Here is a 22,337-nt window from a genome sequence, read left to right on the forward strand (position 1 = left end):
TGCCCGGAGTATCAGTTATCCAATTGATAATCGAGCGTGATTTCTGCTTTTAGCACCTGGGAAACCGGACAGCCTGCTTTTGCTTTCTGAATGATTTCATCGAATTTCGCGCTATCGATGCCTGGCAAAACAATCTTACTTTGTAGCGCCACTTTGGTGATTGCGAAACCACCATCGACTTTATCCAGCGACACATCGGCAACGGTATCAATTGAGGTCGGGGCATGACCGGCCTCAGTCAGCATCAAGGAAAGCGCCATAGAGAAGCAGGCCGAATGCGCAGCGGCAATCAGTTCTTCCGGGTTAGTCCCCTTCGCACCCTCAAAACGCGTATTGAAACCGTAGGGTTGCTGTTCGAGTGCGCCGCTCTCTGTCGAGACGGTGCCTTTCCCACGTTTAAGATCGCCTTCCCAGTGTGCCTGACCTTTCTTATGGATTGTCATTTATCACTCCTTTTTGCTTACGGAACTAATAAGTGTAGTACATCTTTTCAGTGTGTTAACGACGCCATATCGATAACAAAGCGGTATTTCACATCGCTTTTGAGCATGCGCTCGAACGCTTCATTGATAGTATCGATGGTGATCACTTCAACATCGGCGGTAATACCATGCTGAGCACAAAAATCGAGCATCTCCTGCGTTTCTGCGATACCACCAATACAGGAACCAGCAACTGAGCGGCGTCCCAGAATCAGCGGAACCGTATAGAAATCAGCGATATTGCCCAATAAGCCGACGAAGACCAGGGTGCCATCCAGCGTTAATGTAGGAACGTAGGCGTTAATATCGTGGGCATAGGGAACCGTATCGATGATCAGATCGAACTGGTTTTGGACCTCTTTCATTTGTGCGTCATCCGTGGAGAGCACCACATGATGTGCTCCCAGTCGCCGCGCATCCGACTCTTTTCCAGAGGAACGGGTAAAGAGCGTAACTTCTGCCCCCAGCGCATTGGCAAGCTTCAGCGCCATATGTCCCAGGCCGCCCAGACCAATGACTGCAACCTTGCTGTTTTCATTGATATTCCAGCGACGTAGCGGCGACCAGGTGGTGATCCCGGCGCACAACAGCGGTGCTGCGCCCTTCAGGTCAATATTTTCCGGCAGGTGCAGAACAAAATCTTCACTGGCAACAATCGTTTGTGAGTAGCCGCCCAGGGTTAGCGAACCATCGTGGCGGTCGATGCCATTGTAAGTCTGAATATTGCCTTCTTCGCAATACTGCTCCAGCCCCTGCTGGCAAGGGTGGCAAACGCGACAGGAATCGACCATACAGCCAATTGCCGCCAACTCACCCGGTTTAAATTTTGTGACGTTGTCACCTATCGCCACGACCCGGCCAACAATTTCGTGGCCGGGCACAATTGGATAACGGCTAAACCCCCAGTCATCCCGCGCCTGATGGAGATCAGAGTGACACACGCCACAGTAAAGTATGTCGATCACCACATCGTCGGGCCGGGGTACGCGGCGCTCAAAGGTAAAGGGGGCGAGCGGCGCGGCGGGATTCTGAGCAGCATAACCTAGTACTTTCATCGTCTTACCTCACAGAGAGTGATCAACGTCACAGACACGTTTCAGCTTAGTTGATTCTCAGCAGAACGCGACACTCACCGCACGAAGCGTCAACCTGCCCTCAACTTCCCGGCAATTTTGCCCCACGATAGTTAACAGTTGCTTTATAATCCCCGGCACTGCAGTTTCTGCCAGACTTCCCATGGCCTGGCGTGATGACGATGGAGTAATACGATGTCACAAGGTAAAACGAACCGTTCTCTGTATATCCCCTACGCCGGCCCGGTGCTGTTGGAGTTTCCGTTGCTGAATAAAGGGAGTGCCTTCAGCAAGGAAGAACGCAGCAATTTCAACCTGCTCGGCCTGCTGCCTGAAGTGGTCGAAACGATTGAAGAGCAGGCAGAGCGCGCCTGGATCCAGTATCAGGGGTTCAAAACGGAGATCGATAAGCACATCTACCTGCGCAACATTCAGGACACCAATGAAACGCTCTTCTACCGTTTGGTGGAAAACCATCTTGATGAAATGATGCCGGTCATCTATACCCCGACTGTCGGCGCGGCCTGTGAGCGTTTCTCAGAGATCTATCGTCGCTCACGCGGGGTATTTATCTCCTATCAGAACCGTCACAACATGGATGACATTCTACAAAACGTCCCAAACCACAATATCAAAGTGATTGTTGTCACCGACGGCGAGCGAATTCTTGGCCTTGGTGACCAGGGTATTGGCGGCATGGGCATTCCAATTGGTAAGTTGTCGCTCTACACCGCCTGTGGCGGTATTAGTCCGGCATATACCCTGCCGGTGGTGCTGGATGTCGGTACCAACAACCAACAATTGCTGAACGATCCGCTGTACATGGGGTGGCGTAATCCGCGTATTACCGATGATGACTATTATCAGTTTGTCGATGATTTCATTCAGGCGGTAAAACAGCGTTGGCCAAACGTGTTGCTGCAATTCGAAGATTTTGCGCAGAAAAACGCAATGCCACTGCTCAATCGCTATCGCGATGAGATTTGTTCCTTTAACGACGATATTCAGGGCACCGCCGCCGTTACCGTCGGTACGCTAATTGCCGCCAGCCGCGCGGCGGGAAGCCAGCTTAGCGATCAGAAAATCGTCTTCCTGGGCGCCGGTTCCGCCGGTTGTGGTATTGCCGAACAAATTATTGCTCAACTTCAGCGTGAAGGCCTCAGCGAAGAACAGGCGCGAGCGCGTGTGTTCATGGTGGACCGTTTTGGCTTACTGACCGATCAGATGCCAAACCTGCTCTCCTTCCAGACCAAACTGGTGCAAAAGCGCAGCAGCCTGCAAGCCTGGGATACGAATAACGAAGTGCTGTCATTGCTCGACGTTGTACGTAACGTAAAACCGGACATTCTGATTGGTGTTTCCGGGCAAACGGGGCTGTTTACGGAGGAAATTATCCGTGAAATGCATAAACACTGCCCGCGCCCGATTGTCATGCCGCTCTCCAACCCGACCTCACGCGTGGAGGCGACGCCGCAGGATATTATCGCCTGGACTGAAGGTAATGCGCTGGTTGCCACCGGCAGCCCGTTCAGCCCGGTAGTATGGAAAGATAAGGTTTACCCGATTGCCCAGTGCAATAACTCCTATATCTTCCCTGGCATTGGGCTTGGCGTAATCGCGTCCGGCGCAACGCGTATTACCGATGAAATGTTGATGTCCGCCAGTGAAACGCTGGCTAAACACTCGCCGCTGGCCAATACCGGCGAAGGTCTGGTGCTACCAGAATTGAAAGACATTCATCAGGTATCACGAGATATCGCTTTTGCGGTCGGGAAAATGGCTCAGCAACAGGGAGTTGCGGTGAAAACTTCTGCCGACGCACTACAGCAAGCCATCAACGAAAACTTCTGGCTGCCGGAATACCGCAGCTACCGCCGGACATCAATCTAATCCTCAGGTGGGCTTCGGCCCACCTTTTCTGCCAGACCCTGAATAGGCACTGAACTTCATGTACGGTTATTAAAAGGAATAACATGCATGTTGTCACTAATGGTTATTTCTCCACCAGCTAGTTGGCAGATCGCTATAATCCCCGCTACACTGCCTTCACCTATTCATACTGACAATAAAAGGAGGCTAATTATGCTGTACTGTGAAATTTTTAATGTTTCACATACCCTTGGTGATCGCACCAGCTCAAGCATTACCGATATCGTGCTGCGATAACGGAGGCTTGAGCGAAGACTCTCACCCCAATCCCTTCCCTCGGGCTTACCAGGTTATCGTCAGCGATGTTTGACGAGGCGTTATTACGCCTGTAATTCTTGGGTAAGCAACTATGAGTACATTATTCACTGCACAATCATTACGTGTTGATACGGCTTTTGCTACGCTTTTCGACGGCCTCTCCTTTACCCTAAAACAGGGTGACCGTATTGGCCTGCTTGGCGATAACGGCAGTGGCAAAAGTACGCTACTGAAAGTTCTGGATGGCTCATTACAACCCTCCGCCGGCAATGTGGCCATCGCAAATCGCTGCCTGATGGCTCGCGTTGAGCAACATCTTCCCGAAGCGGTTTATACCCTATCACTGCTGGAAGCCGTACTTGCAGGGCTCCCCGCCCACGCCCGTGATGCTGAACGCTGGCGCGGCGAAAGCTTGCTGGCAGATATGGGCTTTAGTGCGCAGGAAACAACACTCACCAGCGCTACGCTGAGCGGCGGACAACACACACGTTTGATGCTGGCGCGCGCGTTAATCCATCAACCCGATTTACTGCTGCTGGATGAACCCAGTAACCATCTTGATCTGCCCACGCTGCTGTGGCTGGAACAATTTCTGTTGCGCTGGGCCGGGAGTTTTATCCTTGTCTCGCATGACCGACAGTTGCTCGATACTGTCACTAATGGCAGCTGGATTTTGCGCGATAAAACGCTGCACTGCTTTGCCCTTCCCTGTAGTCAGGCCCGGCTTGCCCTGGCGGCTAAAGATGAAAGCGATATGCTGCGGCGTAAAGCGGAACAAAAAGAGATAGAACGGGTAACAACAAGCGCTAAACGGCTGGCGACATGGGGCCGGGTCTACGATAACGAGGGGCTGGCGCAAAAAGCGAAACAGATGGAAAAACAGGTTGCCCGGCTTAAGGAGAGCCAGACGGCAGTGACAGACGGCAATCCCTGGACGTTAACGCTGCGGGGCGATGCGCTTGCGGCAAATCGACTGCTGGACGTTGAGAATCTGTCAATTTCTCCCAACGTCGGATTGCCGCCGCTGTTCCACATTCAGGCCGCGAGACTGAAAAGTGGCGACAGAGTTGCTCTCGTCGGCCATAACGGTTGTGGGAAATCCTCTCTGTTACGGACCCTCTGGCAACACGTATTATCTGGCCGCAGCAACGATGCGCTAAAACTGCATCCGCGCGTGACCGTCGGCTATTACGACCAGACTCTGCATCAGTTGCCCGATAATGCCACGTTGTTTGACGCACTTGATGCCTTTGCGCCGGATCCGGAAACACGCAAAAAAGCGCTATTACGGGCGGGTTTTCCGTGGCTGCGTCATGGGCAACGGGTGCACACGCTCAGCGGCGGCGAGCGTGCAAGGCTACTATTTGTCGGACTCACCCTTGCCCGCTACCACCTGTTAATGCTCGATGAGCCCACGAACCATCTGGATATCGAAGGGAAAATCGCGCTGGCAGAAACGCTACAGCAATTTCAGGGCGGAGTATTATTGGTCAGTCATGACAGACAACTGATTACCGCCTGCTGCAATCGTTTCTGGCTGGTTGAAAACGGCTACCTCAGCGAATGGCATGATGCTGATGAGATGTTTACACGAATCAGGGAAAAGCACGATTCAGTGAGTGCCCTAAGCCCTCCGGCTGACACACCGCAACCTCAGCCAGACGATGCTGACGCGCTGCTGGAACGGCTCATCGCGCTGGAATCGTGGTTAGCCGCCGATCTTGCCCGCAAAGCCAAACATCAGAAACCACAACTGCAACAGGCCTGGCGCCAGGAAATTGCGGTAATTCAATCTAAACTGTAAGCACACGCCTGGCAGGCCCCCTGCCAGGCTCATCTCCCCAGGTCAAATACACATTAGGCGTATTGAAGGAACATTTTGTTCTGAATAGATAATTCTTAATAAGAATTATTACATTAGGTGTCTGAGCTATTGCAACTGAAGCAGAAAAACATTAATCCTTATGGAGTAATCACATGATTGCTCTGCAGAAATTCATCATAAAAGGAGAAATACATGAAGGCTGCTGTCGTCACAAAAGATCATCAGGTTGATGTCACCGAACGTACACTGCGCCCGCTAAAACATGGTGAAGCGCTTCTGAAGATGGAATGCTGCGGCGTTTGCCACACCGATCTCCACGTTAAAAATGGCGATTTTGGTGACAAAACCGGCGTGATTCTGGGCCATGAAGGTATCGGGATTGTGAAAGAAGTTGGCCCGGGGGTGACCTCGCTGAAACCCGGCGATCGCGCAAGCGTCGCGTGGTTCTTCCAGGGATGTGGACACTGTGAATACTGTAACAGCGGTAATGAAACTCTGTGTCGTGAGGTAATTAACGCCGGTTACACCGCTGACGGTGGTATGGCGGAAGAGTGCATCGTCACCGCCGACTACTCCGTCAAAGTGCCTGACGGTCTGGAATCCGCCGCGGCCAGCAGCATTACCTGTGCGGGCGTAACGACCTATAAAGCCGTAAAAATTTCCGGCATTAAACCGGGCCAGTGGATCGCTATCTACGGTCTGGGCGGTCTGGGCAACCTGGCGCTGCAATATGCGAAAAACGTCTTTAACGCCAAAGTTATCGCGCTTGACGTCAATGATGAACAGCTGAAACTGGCTGAAAGCATGGGCGCAGACTTAGTCATCAACTCCCGTAGCCCGGATGCTGCAAAGCTGGTGCAGGAAAAAACCGGCGGCGCGCATGCAGCAGTGGTTACCGCTGTCGCCAAAGCGGCGTTCAACTCCGCGGTTGACGCCGTTCGTGCCGGTGGCCGCGTGGTAGCTGTTGGTCTGCCGCCGGAAGCGATGAGCCTGGATATCCCGCGCCTGGTGTTGGACGGTATTCAGGTTGTAGGGTCGCTGGTCGGGACGCGTCAGGATCTGACCGAGGCCTTCCAGTTTGCGGCTGAAGGGAAAGTGGTACCTAAAGTCGCCTCTCGCCCGCTGGAAGATATCAACGCTATCTTCAAAGAGATGGAACAAGGCCAAATCCGTGGCCGTATGGTGATTGATTTCCGTAAGTAAGCGGGATGCTCCCTCTATGCAGAGGGAGCAATAACGCGCGCGTGACGACGATTCTTCACATAGCCATACGCCAGCAGCGCCGACATCGCCGAGAACGAAAGCAACGCCGCCGGTAAAGCCACATAGTTGTAGGCAAAACCCAGCGTCAGCATCATGCCACCGCAATACGCCCCCACAGCGCTACCGAGGTTAAAGGCCATTTGACCACCTGCGGCGCCAAGCATCTCCCCGCCCTTCGCATTTTGCAGCAGCAGGATCTGCAACGGTGCAGAAAGTGCGAATAACCCTGCACAGCAAATGAACGCCAGCCCCAGCGCCGCACCTTTAACATCGGCAAACAGAAACAACATCACTAACGAAAGCACAATAATGCCATCGGTGGTGGCGGCGATGCGTAGCGGGCTAAAGCGTGCGGATAATTTCCCGCTGATGATATTTCCCAATACCATCCCAAGCCCCACAAACATCATGATGAAGGTCATAAAGGTTTCTGTGAAGCCGGTGACATACAGCATGTAGGGTTTGATATAGCTAAACCAGGCAAAGACGCCCGCGTTGCCAAACAGGGTGGCAAGGAAGATTAACCATGGCTCTGGCGCTTTGAGGAAACGGAACTGCTCGCTGAGGCGCGCGTTGGATTTATCAAACAGATCGGGCACCCAAAAGATAATCGATACAATAACGATGACATCAAACGCAGAAATCAGCAGAAACGTATAGCGCCAGCTAAAGGCATGACCGAGCCAGGTACCAATCGGAATGCCCAATAAATTCGCGACCGTCATACCAGAGACCATTCCGGCTACCGCCATGGTGACCTTACCCGGCGGCGCGATTTTCGACAAAATGATCGCCCCAACGCCGAAAAAGGCGCCATGTGGAAAACCGGAGACCAGCCTGCCGAGGGCCAGCATGGTGTAAGAAGACGATAAGGTGAAAATCGCGTTGCCCACCACGCACAGTGCGGCCAGGAATAGCAGAATATGCTTGAGAGAAAAGCGACTGGAGAACAGTGCAATAATCGGCGCGCCAATCACCACGCCAAAGGCATAGAACGAGATCATGTGCCCGGCGGAAGGAATCGAGATCTGTGTATCCCGCGCCAGATCCGTCAGCACGCCCATAATGCCGAACTCCGCCATTCCCAGGCCAAAAGTGCCAAGCGCTAACGAAAAAACCGTCTTTTTCATACCACAACCACTTGTTAATTATTTGCGGCAGACATTATTGAACATTCATCCGGCGCAAACCAGCGCAAAATCCCCGCTGACGCGATTGTCCATATATTCAGTTTTTGAATTAATATACCGGTGCAAATGTAATGCGTTGCTATATTGTGGAAGCCGCTACGCAAATTAATAAACTCACGGTGAAAGGCACTTGCCTTTTAAATGGGGGAAACGATAATCAGCGCATTAACGATAAGGAGACAGAAATGAAAATTTCAGCGACGAAAAAAAATGAACGCTCTTACCTTACGCCCCCTGGTAACCGCCCCGTTCGTAGCATTACTGCACGCCAACGACAGCAGGGTAAGGAATTCATGAAAGCTATGAATGATCTTATAGAAAAGTATGGCACGTTAACTGACGATGATTTTTTTAAGGTTATCTAATGGCTGAACAATTTGACGTATACAGAAACCCATCACCATTAACCAATAAGTTATGGTCCTATTATAGGGTTGTGCAAAATGATTATTACGAAGACTTAGCGACACGAGTCATTATGCCACTGGCTAAAAATTATTTATTGCCGAAATGGCAACGTTCCGTCGTTCCGAAAGTAAATCTTGAATTTGAAACTCTGGTGCTGTGCGCACCGATGCTGACCAGTATCAAAACAAAATCGATGGCCCCTGCAGACTACATCTGCAACCTGCGCACCGCCCGGAACGACGTTATCCACGCCATCGACTCGCTCATCACCAACACCTGAATGCAAAAATCCCCCGCACCTTGCAGCACGGGGGAGCGTATTCACGTCAGGCCCTTACAGCCCTTCGTTAGTCTCTTTTTTTGCTTCCATACGCTCGACATCACGATACCAGCGCGGGTGATGTTTCTTCGCCCAGCGGCGGCTCACCTTGCCTTCAATCATGCCCTTAATCGATCCTTTCACCCAGAAAGCCATATACATATGGATAAGGATGGCGTGAATCAAAATAATGGCTGATGTGGCGTGCAACAGCAGACTGTAACGCACGACCTGAATAGGGAAATAGTGCGCAAAGTACGGACGCCAGATAATAATCCCGGTCACCAAAAGCACAAAAATCATGCTCATGATGGTCCAGAACATCATTTTCTGCCCGGCGTTATATTTGCCGACGCGCGCTACTTTGTGCTCGTTACCCTTCAGAACTTCAACAATCCCTTTAATCCAGGGGATGTCTTGTTTGTCCGGAATGTTGTGATGCACAAAACGGAAGAACATCAGCATCAGCAGCACGAAGATCAGTACGCCGAAGAACGGGTGCAGAATACGCCCCATTTGTGGTGTACCGAACGTTTCAGTAAGCCATTGCAGCGTCGGGAAGAAGAATGAGATCCCCGACAGCGACACCAGGAAAAAGGCAATCACCACTGTCCAGTGACAGGCGCGGTCAATAAATTTGGTGCGCACAATCATTTTCGACTTACTCATGGCTGTCATCCTCTTCGTCGTCATCCACTTCTTTATTCGGGCCAATACCGATGTAGTGATAAATCAGCCCGGCGAAGGTAGCGATGAACCCGGCGGCAGAGAGCGGTTTCAGCGCCCCTTTCCACAGGTTGATGCTGGTGTCGATGCTCGGATCTTTCGGCAGCTTATGATACAGCTCCGGCTGATCCGCATGATGCAGAACATACATCACGTGCGTACCGCCTACGCCCTGCGGGTTATAGATGCCTGCATTAGCGTAGCCGCGCGCTTTTAGCTTATCGACACGTTCCTGAGCCACATCCAGCATCTCTTTCTTGGTGCCGAAGTGAATCGCCCCGGTCGGACAGGTTTTCACACAAGCCGGCTCCTGGCCCACGCTGACGCGGTCCACGCACAGGGTGCATTTGTATACCCGGTTATCCTCTTTATTGAGGCGCGGAATATTAAACGGACACCCGGCGATGCAGTAGCCGCAGCCAATGCAGTTATCCTGCTGGAAGTCGACGATCCCGTTCGCGTACTGGATGATTGCGCCGGCAGACGGGCATGCCTTCAGGCAGCCCGGATCTTCACAGTGCATGCAGCCATCTTTACGAATCAGCCACTCCAGTTTGCCGTTCTGTTCGGTCTCGCTAAAACGCATCACCGTCCAGGATTTGGCGCTTAAATCTGCCGGGTTATCGTACACACCCACGCAGTGGCCTACGTCATCGCGAATATCATTCCATTCTGAGCACGCCACCTGGCAGGCTTTACAGCCCACGCAGGAGGAAACATCAATCAGCTTTGCCACTTCCTCTTTATAATCCCGCGCACGCGGCGCAGGGGTTATCGGGTTCGTCGCAGAGCGTTTGATAATATCCTGAGATTGCATATCCATCGTTCGCTCCTTAAGCCTTCTCGATGTTCACCAGAAACGCCTTATATTCCGGCGTTTGCGAGTTCGAATCGCCGACATTAGGCGTCAGGGTGTTAGCGATATAGCCTTTACGGGCCACGCCTTCATAACCCCAGTGCAGCGGGATCCCAATTGTTTCCACCTGTTGTCCATGAACGTTGAGGGTTTGCAGACGACGCGTTACCACCGCCACGGCGCGGATAAAGCCGCGCTTACTGCTGACGGTCACGCGATCACCATTGGCGATACCTTTGGCTTTCGCCAGGTTTTCGCTGATTTCAACAAACTGTTCCGGCTGCGCAATGGCGTTCAGGCGCGCATGCTTGGTCCAGGTATGGAAATGCTCGGTCAGGCGATAGGTTGTCCCCACATACGGGAACTTATCCTTTTTACCCATCCGCAGTGCATCGTCTTCGTACAGTCGAACCACCGGGCTCGAAATCACGTTCGGGTGCAGCGGGTTGGTGCCCAGGGGCGTTTCCATCGGCTCGTAGTGTTCCGGGAACGGACCTTCCGCCAGCTTATCGATAGCAAACAGACGGCCCATCCCTTCCGGCTGCATGATAAATGGCCCGGTATCGCTACCTGGTGCGGCGGTGTTAAAGTCCGGAATATCGTTCCCGACCCATTTCGCGCCATTCCATTTAATCAGCATCCGTTTTGGATCCCACGGTTTACCCTGAGGATCGGCAGATGCGCGGTTGTACAGCACACGGCGGTTCAGCGGCCACGCCCATGCCCAGCCGAGGGTATTCCCCAGACCCGATGGATCGGCGTTATCGCGATTCGCCATCTGGTTGCCCTGCTCTGTCCAGCTACCGGTGTAAATCCAGCAGGACGACGCCGTAGTACCATCGTCACGCAGCAGCGCGAAGCTGTTGAGCAACTGACCTTTTTTCGCCACCAGTTGACCGTTAGCATCATAGAGATCTTCCAGCGCGTAGCCGTTGTTCTCTTTCGCCACTTCTTCTGATTCCGGGCGGTCCGGCTGCTTATAGTTCCAGCTCATTTTCAGCAGCGGTTCAGTACCTTTACCCCCTTCAGTGCGATACATCTCGCGCAGACGATGGTAGATACCAGCCAGAATCTCGCCGTCGTTCAGCGCTTCTCCCGGCGGCTCTGCACCTTTCCAGTGCCATTGCAGCCAGCGGCCAGAGTTGGCAATCGAACCATCTTCTTCCGCAAAGCAGGTTGATGGCAGACGGAAGACTTCAGTCTGAATCGTTGACGGATCAACGTCGTTCGATTCGCCGTGGTTTTGCCAGAACGTCGAGGTTTCGGTGACTAACGGATCGATAACCACCATGTATTTCAACTTACTCAGTGCGCGGACGGTTTTGTTTTTGTCCGGGAAGCTGGCGACCGGGTTAAAGCCCTGGCAGATATAGCCATTCACTTTGCCGTGGTCCATCATGTTGAAATACTTAATCACGTCATAGGCCTGATCCCATTTCGGCAACCAGTCGAAGCCCCAGCCGTTCTCTTTCTGCGCCGCATCACCGTAGAACGCTTTCATCAGGCTGACGTAGAACTTCGGATAGTTGCCCCAGTAGTTCACCTGGTCTGCGCGCGTGGCTTTCGGTGTGTTGGCCGTCAGGTACGTTTGCAGGTCAGTCTGTTTGTCCGACGGCAGCGTCAGATACCCCGGCAGGCTGGTTGAAAGCAGCCCCAGGTCGGTCAGGCCCTGAATGTTGGAGTGACCGCGCAGGGCGTTCACGCCGCCACCTGCCATCCCCATATTACCGAGCAGCAACTGAATCATCGCCATGGTGCGAATGTTCTGCGCACCCACGGTGTGCTGCGTCCAGCCGAGCGCGTACAGGAACGTGGTCGTCCGGTCAGCCGCACTGGTAGAAGCCAGCACTTCACAAACCTTCAGGAAGTCCGCTTTTGGGGTACCGCAGATGTTTTCCACCACGTCCGGGGTATAGCGAGAAACGTGATGCTTCAGCAGATTCCACACACAGCGAGGATGCGTCAGCGTCTCGTCGCGTTTGGCATAGCCGTTTTCATCGAACTGATAGTTCCAGGACGTTTTATCGTACTGGCGCTTCGTTTCGTCATAGCCGCTGAACAGGCCGTCTTCGAAGCCAAAATCATCACGCACCAGCAGGCTGGCGTTGGTGTAGCTTTTAACGTATTCAGCGTTAATTTTGTTGTTTTCGATCAGGTACAGCAGGACGCCAGACAGGAACGTAATGTCCGTACCGGAACGAATTGGCGCGTAGATATCCGCCACCGAGGCGGTACGCGTAAAGCGTGGATCGACGACGATAAGCGTCGCATCGTTATTGTTTTTGGCTTCCATCGCCCAGCGGAAACCCACCGGATGCGCTTCAGCGGCGTTGCCGCCCATCACCATCACAACGTTGGCGTTTTTGATATCAACCCAGTGATTGGTCATCGCACCGCGACCAAATGTTGGAGCAAGACTTGCTACCGTTGGTCCGTGTCAGACGCGCGCCTGGTTGTCTACCGCCAGCATGCCAAGAGAACGCACAAATTTTTGCGTCAGCATACCGGTCTCATTACTTGCCGCCGATGCGCAGAGCATCCCGGTCGACAGCCAACGGTTTACGGCGACGCCTTGATCGTTTTTTTCGATAAAGTTGGCGTCGCGGTCCGCTTTCATCAGCTTCGCGATACGTTCAAACGCTTCGTTCCAGCTGATGCGCTGCCATTTGTTGGAGCCTGGCGCACGGTATTCCGGGTAACGCAGACGGTTTTCACTGTGGATATAATCCAGCAGGCCCGCCCCTTTCGGGCATAATGCCCCGCGGCTGACCGGATGATCCGGGTCACCTTCAATATGATAAATCGCTTCGCGGGTATTTTTCGCCCCATCGCCCAGGCTATACATTAATAGCCCACAACCCACAGAGCAGTAAGTACAGGTATTACGGACTTCTTTGGCTTTCAGCAGTTTGAAATTACGTGCCTGAGCCAGCGCCATTTTAGGCATAAAGCCCAGCGCCGCTGCCGTTGTACCCGCCATACCGCCCGCGCAGATTTTAAAAAATTTCCTGCGGCTGACGTCCATTGCTTTCCTCGTTATTGGAATGTAACGTAGGCAGGCAAATTAACAGCTATACCCCTGCGTTTTTTGCGTCAAATCAAACTCAAATAGATCTGCCCCCTTAATAGTCAGGGTCATTGACTTTCGTTAACTCTTTAGTAGTACATCCCATGGAAATTATTCTCCGCCGACAGGTAAAAAGTGCTATAAACGAGGTTTGCTCAACGTAAGCCATCAATTTGTGATGAATAAAATGAAAGCAACGCTTATTGGCCTGGTGGCCATTGTGTTATGGAGCACCATGGTGGGACTGATTCGCGGCGTCAGCGAAGGTCTTGGCCCGGTAGGCGGCGCAGCGATGATCTACACCCTGAGCGGTTTGCTGCTGTTGTTTACCGTCGGTTTCCCCGATCTTCGCCAGTTTTCACGCCGTTATCTGCTGGCGGGCTGTGTGCTGTTTGTGAGCTATGAAATATGTCTGGCGCTGTCGCTCGGATTTGCCGGTACGCGCCAGCAGGCCATTGAAGTGGGAATGGTCAATTATTTATGGCCTAGCCTGACGATTCTGTTCGCCATTATTTTCAACGGCCAGAAGAGTAACTTATTAATTATTCCCGGTCTGGGATTATCACTGTTAGGTGTCAGTTGGGTACTGGGTGGCGATCGCGGGTTAAATATTGATGAAATTATCAGCAACATTATTTCCAGCCCGCTAAGCTATATTCTCGCCTTTACCGGGGCTTTCATCTGGGCGGCTTACTGCACGGTGACAGCGAAATATGCTAAAGGCAAAAATGGCATCACGCTGTTTATTCTGCTGACTGCCGTTACGCTGTGGATTAAGTTTCTGTTCAGCACCCAGCCAGAAATGGCCTTCAGCCTGTCAGTAGTGATTAAGCTTGGGATGTGTGCGATCGCGCTGGGCTTTGGCTATGCGGCGTGGAACATCGGGATCCTGCACGGTAACGTCAGCCTGCTGGCGACGGCTTCGTATCTGACGCCAGTGCTTTCCGCTGCGCTGGCGGCACTGTTATTGAGCGAATCGCTTTCCTGGGCATTCTGGCAAGGGGCCTGCATGGTTTGTGCAGGCTCCCTGCTCTGCTGGTACGCGACCCGGCGTTAACCGAGGTCGCCACCTGCGACGGGCAATACCACGCCGGTGATGTAGCTGGCTTCATCACTGGCGAGGAACAGAATGGCATGCGATTGTTCATCCAGCGTGCCGTAACGGTGCAGTAAACTACTTTGCACCGTTTGATCCACCACCTGTTGATACCACGCTTTTTCCTGCTCGCTCGGCTGCTCCGTGTTGCGCGGCGTTAAACGCGCCGGAGCTTCTGTCCCACCGGGCGCGACGGCATTAATGCGAATGCCAGCCTCGCTATATTCCATCGCAATGGAGCGCGTCAGGGCATTAACGCCGCCTTTTGCAGCCGAATACGGCACGCGATTCACCCCTCCTGTCGCCACTGAAGAGATATTGACGATACTGCCTTTGCCCTGCGCCAGCATATACGGTAGCACCGCACGGCAGCCCCACAGCGTCGGGAAAAGCGAGCGTCGCACTTCCGCTTCAATTTGCGCGGGTTGATACTCGGCGAAGGGTCGTGCCCAGATGGTGCCGCCGACATTGTTCACCAGCGCATCAATCCGGCCAAAGTGCGCGACACCTGCGGCAAATACCTGTTCCGTGCTTTCCCACTGTTCAAGATCCGCTTCCAGCGCCAGCACGTGGTGCCCGGCAGCAGACAATTCCGCCGCCAGTTCATGAACATATTGCGAGCGGTCGATAAGCAGCAGCGCCGCGCCCTGTTCTGCCGCCAGCTCCGCCGTACGGCGGCCAATACCCTGCGCCGCACCGGTAATCGCCATCACTTTATTGCTAAATCGCATGATTGCTCCTTATGCCGCCGCGCTCTGGCTGGCGATAAATTTCTCATACCAGAATCCAGCCGGGTTAACGCCCAGCGCCTGCAACGCAGAGGTGACGGCGTTCACCATCGGCGGCGGCCCGCAGAGGTAAATATCAACATCACCCTCGTTGAGCATCTGGCTGGTAAAGTGTTCCGTCACATAGCCTTTTTGCGGGCAGGCACTTTCGCTGGCAGCCACCACCGGCAGCCAGCTAAAGCCCGGCAGTTGCGCGGCGAAACTGTCGAGCAAGTCGCCCAGCACCAGGTCGTCATCGCCATTCACGCCGTAAAGCAAGGTAATGTCGCGCGCACTTTGCTGCTGCGCCAGGGTATGCAGCATCGCCAGCATCGGCGCCAGCCCGGTGCCGCCCGCCAGCATCAGCAGCGGGCGTTCGCCGTCACGCAGATAAAAACTGCCCATCGGCCCGGTCAGGCTCAGTGGCGCACCCGCCACCGCTTTATGGCTTAACCACTGGCTCATCAGGCCGCCTGGCACGTTACGAATCAGAAAACGGCCTTCGTTACAGCCCGGTAATGAGCTAAAGGAATAAGCGCGTACCTGCGGTGTACCCGGCACCTGAATATTGATGTACTGGCCAGGCAGGAAATTGAGGCTTCCGTCGGTTTCCACCACCAGCTCAATGGCGCTATCCGACAGCGCCGTGACGCGTTTCACCGTGGCATTAAACGAGGAGATCCCTGTTTTGCACGCTGCCGCCGCGACGGGCACATCGAGCACGCAATCGCTGTCCGGGATCATCTGACAGGTCAGCACCTGACGCGCCTGCGCTTCGTCTTCATCCAGCGCCTCTTCCAGATAATCCTCGCCCAGTGAGTAGTTGCCGCTTGGACAATGACACTTACAGGTGCCGCACACACCGTCGGAACAATCCATCGGCAGATTAACTTTCTGGCGATACGCGGCGTCGAGCACCTTCTCCCCGGCGTTACATTGAATAAATCGGGTGACGCCGTCTTCAAAATTGAGCGCTATGGTATAGCTCATAAGCACCTCTTAAATATGGTAAACATCGATAACCTGACGGATGTAATCGTTATTAAGTTGTACGGTTTTGCGCACAATTTGTGGTTGACCGTCGCCCGCCACCAGCGTGCAGAAAGTGGTGCCAAAATAACAATCCGTTTGCTGATAGCGGTGGCTGTAAGTTACCCAGTTGTAGCGCACATCTACGCCCTGATCGCTCTGGCCGAGGATCTCAATATTGCTGATCATATGGGTGGTGCGCGGCTCCGGCGTACTGGCGCCAGAACGCTCAGTTTTGATGCGGTAAACCCTGTCTTCCAGCCCTTCACGATTTGGATAGTAAATCAGTGAAATTTCACGCTGCGGGTCGGTGGTCAGCTTGTCATCATCACCCCAGGCGGGCATCCAGTAGACTACTTTAGGGCTGTAGCAGGCGATCCACTCATCCCATTGACGGTCGTCCAGCAGCCTGGCCTCGTGATACAAAAATTGTTTTACCTGATCACACGTCAGCATCGGCCACCTCCACACGCTGGGTAATAGACGCATCGTAGCGCTGCTGTTCTTTCTCCAGCGCGGCCAGCATCACCGTTTGCCAGTGATGGTGATGGGCGATGTACAGCGCTTCATCTTCCGATTTCACGCCGCTTAAAATGGGTTTAAAACCGGACTCGCTGGCATGCTCATCGGGACCATCAACCCAGTGCAGCGCACCGCGACTGAGGTCGCTCCAGGCCAGATTTTCCCCCAGATACCCGCGCTGGCAGGCGCTGAACTCTTCGAGATCGTCCGGCGTGCCCATGCCACTGACATTAAAGAAATCTTCGTACTGACGAATGCGTAACGCGCGTGCGGTATCCGGTTCCCCTTTCGGGCCAAAACACCAGATAGTGACTTCTGTTTTATCAACAGAAATGGGCCGAATCACGCGGATCTGCGTGGAGAACTGATCCATCAGATAAACATTCGGGTAAATACAGAGATTGCGCGTTTCGTTGACCATCTGCCCGGCGCGGTTATCGCCAAATTCTGCTTTTAAACGGTCGTAATGAGCAAAGACCGGACGCACTTCAGGATTAAGCGCCCGCGTCCATAGCAGCATATGGCCATTTTCAAAGCCGTAACCGCCGCCCACGCTTTTCGACCAGCCGTTCGCATCCACCGCGTGCGTACCTTCCGCTTCATAGTTTCGGCGTGACATGGTAGAGGCATAGTTCCAGTGCACGACGCTCACGTGATAACCGTCGGCACCGTTTTCCGCACCCAGTTTCCAGTTACCTTCGTACACGTAGCTGGAAGAGCCTTTCAGCACTTCCAGACCTTCCGGCGCCTGATCAACAATCAGATCGATTATTTTCAGCGTTTCGCCCAGGTAATCGGCCAGCGGTTGTACATCGTCACTCAGGCTGCCAAACAGGAACCCGCGATACGACTCAAAACGCGGCAGTTTTTTCAGATCGTGCGAGCCTTCGTGCTTGAACGTCTCGGGATAACCACCGGTACTTTCATCTTTCGCTTTCAGCAGCTTGCCGTTATTGCTGAAAGTCCAGCCGTGGAACGGACAGGTGAAGGAGCTCTTGTTACCTGTTTTACGGCGGCACAGCATCGCGCCACGGTGAGCGCAGCTGTTGATCATCGCATGCAGCTCATTTTTCTTGTCGCGGGTAATAATCACCGGCTGGCGGCCCAGCGTTAAAGTGTAATAATCACCCGGCTCCGGGATCTGGCTTTCATGTGCCAGAAATACCCAGTTACCTTCAAAAATATGTTTCATTTCAAAATCGAACAAAACCTGGTCGGTAAATATAGACCGATGGCAGCGATAAATATGATTTTCACGATCGACAATCAGTGCATTGCTGATTTTATTTTTTAGCGATGTCAGTGTTTTTTGCATAACGGTTTCTCCCGTAATTGCAAGGATAAAAATAGTGCAGGTGCACAGCGAGCGTTAAATATTATTCTTTTGCACGCGAGCGAGTAATTCGACTTTCTTCATCGGCAGATAACGCTTTGCAGATTGTAAAATCAAAGCGAATTTCCGTATGTGGGCCTTCGAGGTCACGCTCGCGAATTTTCTGTTCATCATTAACTTTAACCGGGTCAGCAATTAAGCCATCGCGCGTGGCGAAAGCAAAGTCATCCCACAAATATTCATCACCGTTAAAGTTAATCTGGCTGGTTAAATGTTTATGACCCGGTGCGGAAACAAAGAAATGAATATGCGCAGGGCGGTTGCCGTGGCGACCTAACAGATCCAGCAATTTTTGGGTTGGGCCATCTGGCGGGCAGCCATAGCCTGAAGGCATGATGGTACGCACGCTGTAGCGCCCGTCCGCGCCGGTTTGAATACGACGGCGCAGGTTGTATTCGCTCTGACTCTGATCGAAGAAGGAATAGTTGCCCAGCGTATTGGCGTGCCAGATATCAACAATGGCATTCGCAACCGGCTGACCTTTGGTGTCGGTAACCACGCCGTGCAGCCACAAAGTTTCCCCCGGATCTTTACCGTCGTCCATTCGGGCGTGCCCCTGCGCCAGCGGTGCGTTAGCCACATACAACGGGCCTTCAATGGTGCGTGGCGTGCCGCCGGTTTCACGTTGCTGTGCGGCATCAATGGCATCCTGACGTAAATCGAGGAAATGCTCCAGACCCAGGCCCGCTGCTAATAATGCCGCTTCCTGACGACCGCCCAGTTCATGCAGATAATTAATGGCATGCCAGAACTCTTCCTGGGTGACATTATAGTCATCAATTAAACTGCAAATATTTTCCAGCAATCGATGAGTAATCGCTTTAAAACGTTCGTCGCCATCAGGGGAATTTAAACCAGCGCTTTCGCGCAATAAAGCCTGTACTTCGTCTGGTTGTACGAATGAGTTAGTCATATTGTTATCTCACTTTTTTGCTTGCAGGGTACAGAGAATGCCGGGGAATTACCCCGACATGAGGTTATTATTTTATTTATCGTCGTCGCGAATGGATGAAGGATGACGACACAGTGCATCAACCTGAATATCCATAAATGGATATAGCGGTAAACCCATTAAAATTTGATGCAATTCATCAGCATCCTGTACATCGAAAATACTGACGTTGGAATATAAACCGGCTACGCGCCAGATGTGTCGCCATTTGCCATCACGCTGTAATTGCTGCGAGTAGGCTTTTTCTTTTTTCTTAATTTCATCCGCCTGCTCTACCGGAAAGTCCAGCGGAATATTAACGGTCATTTCAACTTTAAATAACATGCTCTACCTCATCCTTTACGCGTATAAAAACGCAATTTATCTTCATCCAGTTCAATGCCCAACCCAGGCGTCTGCGGCAGCGTAACGTGCCCATCGGCAAAGGTCAGCGGTACGCTGATGACGTCGTCTTTTAGCAGCAGTGGGCCAAACATTTCGCTACCCCAGGCCAGCGGAAGCGTTGACCAGGCATGCAGCGAGGCCACCGTCCCGACGCTGCCTTCCAGCATCGTTCCGCCATACAAACCAATGCCCGCCGCCTGGGCCACGTGCGCCAGCTTAAGGACGCTTTGCGGTCCGCCCGCTTTGGCAATTTTCAGCGCATAAGCCCCGGTAAAACCCTGCTGCGCCAGCTGATAGCCGTCGAAATGCGTGGACACCGCTTCGTCGGCCAGAATCGCCGTCTCGATGGTCTGGCTTAAACGCACCAGCGCGGCGTTATCGCGCGCCGAAACCGGCTGCTCAATCAGGTCAACGCCCATCGCCGCCAGTTCGCGGCAGCCTTTCGCCCCGGTTGTTGCATCCCAGGCCTGGTTTACATCAACGCGAATACTGGCGCGATCGCCCAGCGCATCAACAATCGCCGCAGTATGTTTAAGATCGGTCGCCAGCTCACGCGCCCCGATTTTCAGCTTAAACGCCTGATGACGACGTGAAGCCAGCAGGTTTTCCCCTTCAGCAATGTCTTTTGCCGTATCACCGCTCGCCAGCGTCCACAGCACCGGAATAGACGTTTGCAATGCGCCGCCCAGCAGCGCCGACACCGGCACGCCCAGTGATTTACCCTGCGCATCCAGCAGCGCGGTTTCTATCGCTGATTTGGCAAAGGTATTGCCCTTGACGCTCTTTTCAATGAGATAGAGCAGCGCCTGCAAATTGTCCGCTGGCTGCCCCTGTAATAAGGGGGCAAGGTAGCCATCAATAGTGAGTTTGATCGCCTCCGGGCTTTCTACCCCATAGCTCAGCCCACCAATGGTGGTCGCTTCACCTATCCCGGTAATGCCGTCTGATCGGGTAATGCGAATGATCACCAGCGTCTGGCAGCCCATGGTGGTCATCGATAATTTGTGCGGGCGAATAGTCGGAACATCCACCAGCCAGCTTTCAATATGTTCAATTGTGGCGCTCATCTCTCTTCCTTTTACTTCTTATTGTTTTGGTCTAATCCCCACAGGGTGGCGATAACCTTGCTTTTGACAATAGATTTTCACAACAGGGGTGGTCAACGACGATAATCGAAATGTTGTGCGATTATCGACACGTTTGTTATAAGACAGTTAATAATGTGATCTTCGTGGGATATTAGGGAGATTCCTGCCTGCCGTTGCACCCACAAGGTATAGTGACGCAGTGAGCATCGTTACCCCTGAATGGAGCGGGTCAAAATGAGCAATGAAATCAATGACTCCCTTACGGCCAGGCAGGCTGAGCGGGACCCCAACTTTATGTTGTCTCTGGCCCGTGGCCTGGAGGTGCTGAGCGCCTTCACCCCACAACGTCAGCGATTAACAATCTCACAACTGAGTCAGAAAACCCAGATCTCCCGCGCAGCCGTTCGCCGCTGTTTGTATACCCTTGCGGCGCTTGGCATGGTGCATACGCCAGATGGCCGCAGCTACGAGCTTTTACCCCGCGTGCTGGCGGTCGGTCATGCATACCTCGCCGGAACACCGCTGGCGAAAGCGGCTCAGCAATCTCTCGACACGCTCGGTCAGCAACTCAATGAATCCTGCTCAGCCGCGACGCTTGATGGTGATAATGTGCTGTACATTGCGCGAACCGCTGTAAATAACCTGCTAAGCATTGATTTGGGACGCGGCAGTCGTTTACCCGCCTGGGCCACTTCCATGGGCCGCGTGCTGCTGAGTGCGCTGCCAGAAGAACAACTTGAAGTGACATTGTCACGCGCTACATTAATTCGCTACACGCCGCATACGCTGTGCGATAAAGAGTCCCTGCGTACGGAGATTGCCAAAGTGCGTATTCAGGGTTACGCCCTTGCTGACCGGCAGATAGAAATGGGGCTTTGCTCGCTGGCTGTGCCGCTGCTTTCACGCAGCGGGCAAATTGTCGCGGCGATGAACGTCGGCGTGCCCGCGTCCACGATGAGTGCCCAGGCGTTGAAGGAGAAAGCACTGGCTCCGTTAAGGCGGGCGGCGATGGAGCTGTCGTTGCAGTTGTGAGAAGAGCGCCCCTCTCCCTGTGGGAGAGGGCCGGAGTGAGGGCATCCACCCAATACTTTAGTTTCCCTGACGTTTCCAGAATCCCCCGAAAAAACCGCGCATGAACAACCAAACATTAACTTAATCGTTACATTTAGTAACAATTGTTATCCCTGATAATACCCATGTCCTTCTCGTGGCGAGCTTTTCTTATCTATCCTTCATTCGAGACTCCAATAATACCGATTATTTGACGGCGCCCTGATTTGTGAAAATCAGCCGCCGTTATTGCTTGTTTTTCATTAATTACTGGCGCGTCGAGGGTAATATGTCACAACAAAATGAGAAAAATAATCATTATCTTTTAACTACGTGGAAACCGGAAAATGCGGCGTTTTGGGAGAATAAAGGGCATAAAATAGCACGAAAAAACCTCGTCATTTCAGTAAGTTGTTTATTACTCGCCTTCTGTGTCTGGATGCTCTTCAGTGCCGTTGCGGTCAATCTCAATAAAGTCGGCTTTAGTTTCACCACCGATCAGCTCTTTTTATTAACTGCGTTACCTTCTCTCTCCGGGGCTATTTTACGCGTCCCCTACTCCTTTATGGTGCCTATATTGGGTGGGCGTTACTGGACGGTATTAAGCACGGTAATTCTCATTATTCCCTGCGTTTGGCTGGGTATTGCCATTCAGAACAC

At 52.9% G+C, this 22,337-nt stretch carries 20 protein-coding genes and 1 pseudogene; 8 read left to right on the plus strand and 13 right to left on the minus strand.

Features of this window, described 5'->3' with window-relative positions; translation table 11 throughout:
• Positions 1 to 11 precede the first annotated feature (11 nt).
• Together NMC31_RS22860 and NMC31_RS22865 are read right to left on the minus strand one after the other, a co-directional pair.
• Positions 12 to 443 (minus strand): OsmC family protein, encoded by a 432-nt coding sequence (locus NMC31_RS22860; RefSeq protein ID WP_149462528.1) that lies wholly within the window; start codon positions 441 to 443, stop codon positions 12 to 14.
• 47 nt (positions 444 to 490) lie between these two features.
• The gene (locus tag NMC31_RS22865; protein ID WP_253899187.1) at positions 491 to 1,537 is read right to left on the minus strand and encodes an NAD(P)-dependent alcohol dehydrogenase; all 1,047 of its coding nucleotides are present in this window, start codon (positions 1,535 to 1,537) and stop codon (positions 491 to 493) included.
• Positions 1,538 to 1,750: 213 nt separating this feature from the next.
• Here NMC31_RS22865 and NMC31_RS22870 point away from each other — a divergent pair, with 213 nt between their 5' ends.
• The 3 genes from NMC31_RS22870 to adhP all read left to right on the plus strand — a co-directional run bounded on the left by NMC31_RS22870 (position 1,751) and on the right by adhP (position 6,770).
• Positions 1,751 to 3,445 (plus strand): NAD-dependent malic enzyme, encoded by a 1,695-nt coding sequence (locus NMC31_RS22870; protein ID WP_253899188.1) that lies wholly within the window; start codon positions 1,751 to 1,753, stop codon positions 3,443 to 3,445.
• Positions 3,446 to 3,833: 388 nt separating this feature from the next.
• A complete protein-coding gene (locus NMC31_RS22875; protein ID WP_253899189.1) occupies positions 3,834 to 5,546 on the plus strand; it encodes an ABC-F family ATP-binding cassette domain-containing protein in 1,713 nt (570 codons plus the stop codon).
• A gap of 213 nt (positions 5,547 to 5,759) precedes the next feature.
• Positions 5,760 to 6,770, plus strand: coding sequence for an alcohol dehydrogenase AdhP (gene adhP / locus NMC31_RS22880; protein ID WP_149462532.1), 1,011 nt, complete (start codon positions 5,760 to 5,762; stop codon positions 6,768 to 6,770).
• A 14-nt stretch (positions 6,771 to 6,784) separates the two neighbouring features.
• On the opposite strand, the gene araJ is transcribed toward adhP, so the two are convergent.
• Positions 6,785 to 7,960 carry an MFS transporter AraJ gene (gene araJ, locus NMC31_RS22885; protein WP_253899190.1) on the minus strand — a complete coding sequence of 392 codons (1,176 nt, stop codon included), beginning with the start codon at positions 7,958 to 7,960 and terminating at the stop codon, positions 6,785 to 6,787.
• A 131-nt stretch (positions 7,961 to 8,091) separates the two neighbouring features.
• Between araJ and NMC31_RS22890 the strand changes: the two genes are divergently transcribed.
• Both NMC31_RS22890 and NMC31_RS22895 read left to right on the plus strand, forming a co-directional pair.
• A complete protein-coding gene (locus NMC31_RS22890) occupies positions 8,092 to 8,385 on the plus strand; it encodes a hypothetical protein (RefSeq protein WP_253899191.1) in 294 nt (97 codons plus the stop codon).
• Positions 8,385 to 8,708, plus strand: coding sequence for a CcdB family protein (locus tag NMC31_RS22895; protein ID WP_253899192.1), 324 nt, complete (start codon positions 8,385 to 8,387; stop codon positions 8,706 to 8,708). Before NMC31_RS22890 ends, NMC31_RS22895 begins: the two co-directional genes overlap by 1 nt.
• A gap of 54 nt (positions 8,709 to 8,762) precedes the next feature.
• Here the strand turns inward: NMC31_RS22895 and fdnI are convergent, their stop codons facing one another.
• From fdnI to fdnG, 3 genes are read right to left on the minus strand one after another with little or no spacing between them, the layout of a single operon-like run.
• Complete coding sequence (gene fdnI / locus NMC31_RS22900) at positions 8,763 to 9,416, minus strand: formate dehydrogenase-N subunit gamma (RefSeq protein ID WP_253899193.1); 654 nt, start codon at positions 9,414 to 9,416, stop codon at positions 8,763 to 8,765.
• On the minus strand, positions 9,409 to 10,296 hold the full coding sequence (gene fdxH / locus NMC31_RS22905; protein ID WP_108474287.1) for a formate dehydrogenase subunit beta: 888 nt from the start codon (positions 10,294 to 10,296) through the stop codon (positions 9,409 to 9,411). Before fdxH ends, fdnI begins: the two co-directional genes overlap by 8 nt.
• 10 nt (positions 10,297 to 10,306) lie before the next feature.
• Positions 10,307 to 13,354, minus strand: a complete 3,048-nt coding sequence (gene fdnG, locus NMC31_RS22910) for a formate dehydrogenase-N subunit alpha (protein WP_253899194.1) — start codon at positions 13,352 to 13,354, stop codon at positions 10,307 to 10,309.
• Between the two features lie 220 nt (positions 13,355 to 13,574).
• Here fdnG and yddG point away from each other — a divergent pair, with 220 nt between their 5' ends.
• On the plus strand, positions 13,575 to 14,453 hold the full coding sequence (gene yddG / locus NMC31_RS22915; RefSeq protein WP_253899195.1) for an aromatic amino acid DMT transporter YddG: 879 nt from the start codon (positions 13,575 to 13,577) through the stop codon (positions 14,451 to 14,453).
• Here the strand turns inward: yddG and benD are convergent.
• The 7 genes from benD to NMC31_RS22950 all read right to left on the minus strand — a co-directional run bounded on the left by benD (position 14,450) and on the right by NMC31_RS22950 (position 20,606).
• The gene (gene benD, locus NMC31_RS22920) at positions 14,450 to 15,223 is read right to left on the minus strand and encodes a benzoate diol dehydrogenase BenD (RefSeq protein WP_253899196.1); all 774 of its coding nucleotides are present in this window, start codon (positions 15,221 to 15,223) and stop codon (positions 14,450 to 14,452) included. The genes yddG and benD overlap by 4 nt on opposite strands.
• A gap of 9 nt (positions 15,224 to 15,232) precedes the next feature.
• Positions 15,233 to 16,249, minus strand: a complete 1,017-nt coding sequence (gene benC / locus NMC31_RS22925) for a benzoate 1,2-dioxygenase electron transfer component BenC (RefSeq protein WP_253899197.1) — start codon at positions 16,247 to 16,249, stop codon at positions 15,233 to 15,235.
• A gap of 9 nt (positions 16,250 to 16,258) precedes the next feature.
• A complete protein-coding gene (gene benB, locus NMC31_RS22930) occupies positions 16,259 to 16,744 on the minus strand; it encodes a benzoate 1,2-dioxygenase small subunit (protein WP_149462541.1) in 486 nt (161 codons plus the stop codon).
• On the minus strand, positions 16,731 to 18,125 hold the full coding sequence (locus NMC31_RS22935) for a Rieske 2Fe-2S domain-containing protein (protein ID WP_253899198.1): 1,395 nt from the start codon (positions 18,123 to 18,125) through the stop codon (positions 16,731 to 16,733). The genes benB and NMC31_RS22935 overlap by 14 nt, the downstream gene beginning before the upstream one ends.
• Before the next feature lie 61 nt (positions 18,126 to 18,186).
• Positions 18,187 to 19,116, minus strand: a complete 930-nt coding sequence (gene catA / locus NMC31_RS22940) for a catechol 1,2-dioxygenase (protein WP_253899199.1) — start codon at positions 19,114 to 19,116, stop codon at positions 18,187 to 18,189.
• Positions 19,117 to 19,188: 72 nt separating this feature from the next.
• A complete protein-coding gene (gene catC, locus NMC31_RS22945; RefSeq protein ID WP_015964357.1) occupies positions 19,189 to 19,479 on the minus strand; it encodes a muconolactone Delta-isomerase in 291 nt (96 codons plus the stop codon).
• Positions 19,480 to 19,487: 8 nt separating this feature from the next.
• Positions 19,488 to 20,606 carry a muconate cycloisomerase family protein gene (locus NMC31_RS22950; protein ID WP_253899200.1) on the minus strand — a complete coding sequence of 373 codons (1,119 nt, stop codon included), beginning with the start codon at positions 20,604 to 20,606 and terminating at the stop codon, positions 19,488 to 19,490.
• A 240-nt stretch (positions 20,607 to 20,846) separates the two neighbouring features.
• Between NMC31_RS22950 and NMC31_RS22955 the strand changes: the two genes are divergently transcribed.
• Positions 20,847 to 21,659, plus strand: a complete 813-nt coding sequence (locus NMC31_RS22955; protein WP_436651057.1) for an IclR family transcriptional regulator domain-containing protein — start codon at positions 20,847 to 20,849, stop codon at positions 21,657 to 21,659.
• A 307-nt stretch (positions 21,660 to 21,966) separates the two neighbouring features.
• A pseudogene (locus NMC31_RS22960) lies at positions 21,967 to 22,337 on the plus strand (nitrate/nitrite transporter); the annotation flags it as partial.

It is taken from the genome of Pseudocitrobacter vendiensis (assembly GCF_943590815.1).
Lineage (GTDB): Bacteria > Pseudomonadota > Gammaproteobacteria > Enterobacterales > Enterobacteriaceae > Pseudocitrobacter > Pseudocitrobacter vendiensis.